Source organism: Streptomyces sp. YS-3, from assembly GCF_045257485.1.
In the GTDB taxonomy this organism is placed as follows: Bacteria; Actinomycetota; Actinomycetes; order Streptomycetales; family Streptomycetaceae; genus Streptomyces.
Genome location: NZ_JBJHPC010000450.1, coordinates 1 through 5934 on the forward strand (window position 1 = coordinate 1; position 5934 = coordinate 5934).

Here is a 5934-nt window from a genome sequence, read left to right on the forward strand (position 1 = left end):
ATCCCCTGTCGCGCGGCTTTCCGCGGCCCCGGGCTGCCCGGGAGGGCCCGCGGAAAGCCGCGCGACCGGGGATGGGGCCGGGGCCGGGGAGAAGCCGGCCCGGGGCCGCATCGTGGCCCCCTGCCGGGTCCTCTCCGGTCACCCCGCGGCGCGACGGCCGCACGGGTGCGCGCCTTCAGGCCACCGCCCACCGCAGTGCCCAGGTGAACACCGAGAGCGCGCCGAAGTGCGCCTGGTCCGACGGCACTTCCAGCCGGGCGCCCGGTATCCGCTCGGCCAGCCAGCGGGTGTGATGCGCGGGCGCGAAGGCGTCCTGCGCGCCGTGCCACAGCAGCACCGGCGTACGGATGTCCTCCGGCCGGAACTCCCAGGGCGAGCTCAGCGCCAGGATGTCGTCCACCCACCCGTCGGCCGAACAGCGCAGTCCCTCGGCGAAGTTGCGCACCAGCAGCGCCCGGATCGCGGCGTCGGCCAGCACCTCCCGGTCCGGGCCCGGCACCATGGCGTGCATCGAGGTGACCGTCGCCCTCGGATCCGCCCGTATCGCCGCCGCCCGCCCCTCGAACGCGGTGGCCACCGCCCGGGGACCGCCCGCCGCGATGGTGTACGCCAGGACGTTGTCCTCGGTCATCCCGTGGAACCAGTCGAGGCCTTCCGCGTCACGCGGCGCGAGCGGTACCAGCGCCACCGCCCTGGCGGTGCGCCCGCCGAGCAGCGCGGCACACGACAGCGCGTGCGGCGCGCCGCCCGAGCGCCCCACCACGGCGAACTCGCCCAGGCCGAGGGCGTCGGCGATCGCCGCCACGTCCTGCGCCGCGTGCCCGACGCGCCGCCCGGGGCGCCGGTCCGAGTCGCCGTACCCCGGCCGGTCGAAGGTGATGAGACGGACGCCCATCCGGTACAGCACGGTGCTGCGGGGAGCCGGGCCGTGTCTGCTGCCGGGGGTGCCGTGCAGCAGGAACACCGGCCTGCCCCGCGGGTCGCCCCGGCTCTCGACGGCCAGGTTCCGGCCGTCCGGGGTGCGGATGAACGTCGGCAAGGCGCGCCTCCCGTGGGTCCGTTCGGGGGCTGGGGATGGCGTCAGTATGAGCGCGCCGGGACGGCCGGTACAGGGACGGAGGGATGCGGTGGGATGCGGAGGGTGGTGGGACGCGGGCGCGGCCCCGGGCGGCTCAGCCGAGCCGGGGCAGCTCGATCGCCGGGCAGCGGTCCATGACCATGTCGAGCCCCGCGGCGCGCGTCCGCTCGTACGCCGCCTCGTCGATCACCCCGAGCTGGAACCAGACCGCCTTGGCCCCGGCGGCCACCGCCTGGTCGGCTATCTCCCCGGCCTGCTCGCTGTTCACGAACACGTCCACGACGTCGACGTCGAAGGGGATGGCGTCCAGCGACGGATACCCCTGCTCGCCGTGGACCGTCTCGGCCTTCGGATGTACGGGCACGATCCGCTTCCCGTACCGCTGGAGCACCGCCGCCACTCCGTACGCCGCGCGGCGCTCGTTGGACGACAGACCCACGACCGCCCAGGTGTCCCCGGTCTCGGTCAGGATCCTGCGGATGGTCTCCTGCTCGCTGCTCACGTCATGCCTCCCGCGGACCAGGGGCCCGTCAGATGTGCTTCTCTCCCGCAGAACGAGTGGCGGGCTCCCGGAATTCCCGTCCGCCGGGCACGGTGGCGACGGCCAGCACATTGCCCTCGCTGATGTATCCGTCGGGCGCGTCCAGCGGGTGGTCCGCCGCGTCCGGGTCCGCGAACCGGCCCCACTCCTCGCTCAGCCCGAGCGCCGCCGCCTGCTCGGCGAGGCGGGCGCAGGTCGGGGCGTAGAACGCCCTGGCCTGCGGGGAGAGCGGGGCGAAGTGCTCGATCAGGACTGTCTGTTGCCGCACATCGGTTAGGCCCGCGGCCTTCAGATGACGGTAGAGATCACGGCTGCGCAGGAGCTGGGCCGCGTATCCCGCGGTGCGTCCGGCCGCGCGGAAGAAGTCCGCGAAGAGATACGGGTCCGCCGGCCGGGCGGTGATCAGATGGGCGTCCAGGTCCTTCACGGCTATCGTGCCGCCGGGCCGCACCACCCGGCGCAGCTCCCGCAGAGCGAGGGCCAGTTCGCTGTCGCTCAGATACTGCACGGTGTTGGCGCACCAGACGGCGTCGAAGGTGGCGTCCGCGAAGGGCAGCTCCAGCAGATCGGCGCGGCGCACCTCCACCGGGCAGGCGGGAGTCCACCGCCCCAGCCGTTCCCGGGCCAGCGCGGCGTTCTCCTCGGCCAGGTCGACGGCCGAGACCCGTCCCCGCGGCCCCACCAGGTCCGCCAGCCACGGCAGGAAGTCCCCGCCGCCGCAGCCCGCGTCCAGGACGTGCGCGCCGGGCCGGATGCCCGCCCGGCCCAGCAGGGCGAGGTACGCGTCCCGGCACGCCTCGAAGTGGGCGTCGACGATGGTGTGGTGGGTGAAACCGAGCCCGGTGGAGGTCGTGAACCCCCAGCCGCGGTGGTCCTCGCCCGGCATCAGCGCGCTTCTCCTTCCGCGGTGAGTGCCGCGCACTCTTCGAGCAGCGCGTCCAGCTCGGCCCAGGTCGCCTCGGGCGTCTCCATCGGGGGCAGATGCCCCGCGCGCGGCACGACGACGAGGCGCCCCCGGGGCAGGGCGTCGGCCATCGCGCGCGCGTCCGCCTCCGTCACCAGCTCGTCCTCCTCCCCGATGATCACCACGGCCGGAAGGTCGGCGCCCCGCAGAACGTCCAGCGTGTCCTCGCGCGCCGCGATCGCCCGCTGGGCCCAGGCCAGGGACGCGGGGGCGGCCCGGGCCGCGACGGCGCGGACCCGCGCCAGCACCTGCGGGCGCTCGGCCCGCGTGGTGGCGCCGACCAGCCGGGGCACGGTGGACTCGACGGCCGCCGGGCCCCTCACCGGGTCCTCCATCAGGGCCGCGAAGCCCGCCCGGGCCGTACGCGCGGCCTCGTCGTCCGCCTGCGCCCGCGTGGAGAGCAGGGCCAGCGCCCGGGCCCGCCCGGGATGCCGACGCAGGAACGCCATCGCCGCGTAACCGCCCATCGACACTCCGACCAGCACCGCGCGCCCGATCCCGCGCCTGTCCAGCTCCCGGGCCAGGTCGTCGGCGACCGCGTCCAGCGACGGCGGACCGGCACCGAGCGGAGTGCCGCCGAAACCGCGCTGGTCGGGCGCGATGACGGGATGGCCGCGCCGCTCCAGAGCCGCTCGCTGCGCGTCCCACATGGAGGAGTCGAGAGCGAGCGCGTGCAGGAGCACCACGGGCACCGGGCCGTCGGCCGCCGCCGTCATCGCGCGGTGCTCCCGTTCTCGGCGTCCTGGATGAACCGCATGATGTGCGTGGCCGGTTCGGGGGTGCGCAGCCAGGCGAGGGAGACCGGCGCGGGCGGCAGGTCGAAGATCGGGACCACCTTCATCCGGGCCGGCGCGACCGCCTCCAGGGACTGGAACGTCAGATGCACCGCGTCCGTCCCGGAGAGCGTCCCCATCAGGCCTTTCACCGTGCCCATCTCGTACGCCCGCCGGATCCTGCGGCCCTTGGGGGTGCGGGGCGGCACCACCTCGTCCCACACGTACTCGGGGAACGCGCCCGGGCAGCGGAAGCCCTCGTAGGCGGCCAGCTCCTCCACCGACACCGACGCGTGCGTGGCGAGCGGGTGGTGGGCGCCGACGATCACCGCGCGCGGGTCGAGGGCCACGGGCCGGCTCACCGCCAGATCGGGCTCCCGCAGCCCGTACTTGACGATCATGACGTCCAGTTCCTTCGCCCGCAGTCCACGGAACGGGTCGGCCACCTCGTACCCGACGAGCTCGACCTCGTTCTGGTCGCGGCCCGCCGCGCGGATGATCGCGGCGGCGAGGTCGGGCGAGCCGTGGATGCCCAGGCGGACCGGGGGCGTGCCCAGGAGGCGGTCGGCGGCAAGCGGGGCGGAGTCAGTCATCGGGGGGTCTCCTCGGTCAGTGCGGCGAAGGCGCGGAGCCGGTCGGGGTGGGCGGGGTCGATGTCGACGCGGAGCGCGGCGAAGGGCGCGGTCGCGCCGGTCAGGCTCGGGACGGAGCGCAGGGTCAGCCGGTCGCCCGGCGAGATCAGCCCGTCCAGGGCCGCCTCGGCCACCAGGTGGTTGAGGTGGACGAGCGCCTCGGGCACCCGAACGCCCGAGACGGCCAGATAGAGGTCGCGGTGGATCCCGGCCCTCGGCGGTGGGCCGGGAGGTGGCGCGACTGATCGCGCCGGGTGCTGTCGCCGTGTCCCGGAGCCGCCCCGAGTGGCGGTCGGGGCCGGGACCGTGACCGTTCTCGGCGGGCCCACCGGGAACGCGGCCGTGGACAGGAACAGCTTGAGCAGACGGCGCAGCTCCGCACTGCTCGCGGCCGGTGCGGGGCCGCACCAGCCGACCGACCCGTCCTCGGCCAGGCGGTCGAAGGAGTAACGGCCCAGCAGGTTCGCGGGGTTCCCGGCCAGGTACACCGTTCGGGTGAACGATCGGCGCCAGGCCGCCGTCGCGTCGGGCGCGAGCCCCAGCGCGAAGGCGGACGCCTCGCGGACCCAGGCCGCCGGATCGAAGTGGCACACCACCGCCACCGCCTGGACGGCGTCGGCGTCCGGCCGCTCGGTGAGCCGGGTGCGCGCCGCCAACAGCGCGGCCGTATCCGACTCGTCCCCGGCGGGGGCCAGTTCGGGCCGCGCCTCCCGCATCCGCCGCAGCGCCTCGGCGTGGAGCCGCCGCTGCGTCAGCGGTACGGGCGCCTCCGGCGGGCGCGGCCGTTGCCCGGTCAGGGGCACAGGAACACCTCCCTCAGCAGATCGCGCGCGGGCGCGGCACGGCGGCGGCCCAGCAGACTGGTGGTGAGCCGGTAGGGATCCACATGGGTGTGGTCGCGGCGGTGGACGCCCAGCCGTGCGGACAGAGCGGGCTCCGCGGTGGCGGGCGCGCCCGCGAGGAGGCGCTCGGCGCGCCCGAGGCACTGGCGCAGCAGATCGGGCCGGTGCGACTGGGCCTGGCCCGGCCCCAGCGTGGCGATGAAGTAGAGCCGCATACCGAGCCGGATCGCGGCTCGTCGTGGTCGGCACGGGCCGCGTCCAGCAGCGCGTTGGCGTCCACGCCCCGCCAGCCGCCGGACCGGGCCGAACGGATCCGGCCGTCGACCGGCACGCGCCCCACGGTGACCCGGTGCACGACCGGCCCCAGTGGTCCGAGCACGCGCGCGAGGAGCTGGTAGTCCGGGTCGAGCTCGCGGTCGTAGAGGAACACCACCTCGTCGTAGTGCGGCGCGAGCGGCAGGAGCTCCCGCAGGGCGCAGGCGAGGTAGTTGGGCCGTCCGTCGGCGGTGACGATCTGCCGCAGCGGCAGGCCGTGCCGCGTCAGGTCGAGGTAGACCGGGCCGCCGAGCCCCCGGTGGTCCAGGCACAGCCCACGCGCGCGCAGATGCTCCAGCGCCTCCTCCAGCCCGAGGCCGGGCGGCTGGTGGTCGAGGAGGCCGGGGTCGTGCAGGCCCAGCCCGGCGTAGTGGCCCCGCCACAGTTCGAGGACGCGGGTGGCGGCCGGGTGCACCCAGCCGTGGTGCTCCACGGCGTCGGCGTACGGGCGCAGCGCCGCGGCCGGAACCGGGTCCTTGGCCGCCCGGTGGCGTACGTACAGCGAGCCGATGTCGTCCTCGGTCAGCTCCGCGTAGCCGGTGTCGCCCTGTGTACGGTCGAGGAACTCCCAGAAGGCCAGGGTCTGTTCGGTCAGGTGGTACGTGGTGTGGCTGAAGCGGTAGTCGACGTCCGCCAGGCACGCGGTGGCCCGGTACATCACGTCCGTCCAGAACAGGCCCTTGAGGTGAGAGGGCATGAGCGGCTTGGAGGGGGTGATCGTGACGGGGGCGAGCAGGACCCGGGGGCGCGCCGCCGCCCCGGGCCCGGGGCGGCGGCGCGCCCCCGGGT

At 75.3% G+C, this 5934-nt stretch carries 7 protein-coding genes; all 7 read right to left on the reverse strand.

Annotation, left to right across the window (positions count from 1 at the left end; all coding sequences use genetic code 11):
* Positions 1-175 precede the first annotated feature (175 nt).
* A complete protein-coding gene (locus tag ACJA3G_RS27815; protein WP_406555786.1) occupies positions 176-1039 on the reverse strand; it encodes an alpha/beta fold hydrolase in 864 nt (287 codons plus the stop codon).
* Between the two features lie 133 nt (positions 1040-1172).
* Complete coding sequence (locus tag ACJA3G_RS27820; RefSeq protein ID WP_406555787.1) at positions 1173-1580, reverse strand: CoA-binding protein; 408 nt, start codon at positions 1578-1580, stop codon at positions 1173-1175.
* Positions 1581-1608: 28 nt separating this feature from the next.
* Positions 1609-2505: a class I SAM-dependent methyltransferase gene (locus ACJA3G_RS27825; RefSeq protein ID WP_406555788.1), complete on the reverse strand. Its 897-nt coding sequence runs from the start codon at positions 2503-2505 to the stop codon at positions 1609-1611.
* Positions 2505-3299: an alpha/beta fold hydrolase gene (locus ACJA3G_RS27830; RefSeq protein WP_406555789.1), complete on the reverse strand. Its 795-nt coding sequence runs from the start codon at positions 3297-3299 to the stop codon at positions 2505-2507. Before ACJA3G_RS27830 ends, ACJA3G_RS27825 begins: the two co-directional genes overlap by 1 nt.
* Positions 3296-3949 (reverse strand): LysR substrate-binding domain-containing protein, encoded by a 654-nt coding sequence (locus ACJA3G_RS27835; RefSeq protein WP_406555790.1) that lies wholly within the window; start codon positions 3947-3949, stop codon positions 3296-3298. The genes ACJA3G_RS27830 and ACJA3G_RS27835 overlap by 4 nt, the downstream gene beginning before the upstream one ends.
* Positions 3946-4791, reverse strand: coding sequence for a DUF6182 family protein (locus tag ACJA3G_RS27840; RefSeq protein ID WP_406555791.1), 846 nt, complete (start codon positions 4789-4791; stop codon positions 3946-3948). The genes ACJA3G_RS27835 and ACJA3G_RS27840 overlap by 4 nt, the downstream gene beginning before the upstream one ends.
* 13 nt (positions 4792-4804) lie before the next feature.
* Positions 4805-5934: hypothetical protein (locus ACJA3G_RS27845; RefSeq protein WP_406555792.1), on the reverse strand; the 1130-nt coding region annotated here is incomplete at its 5' end.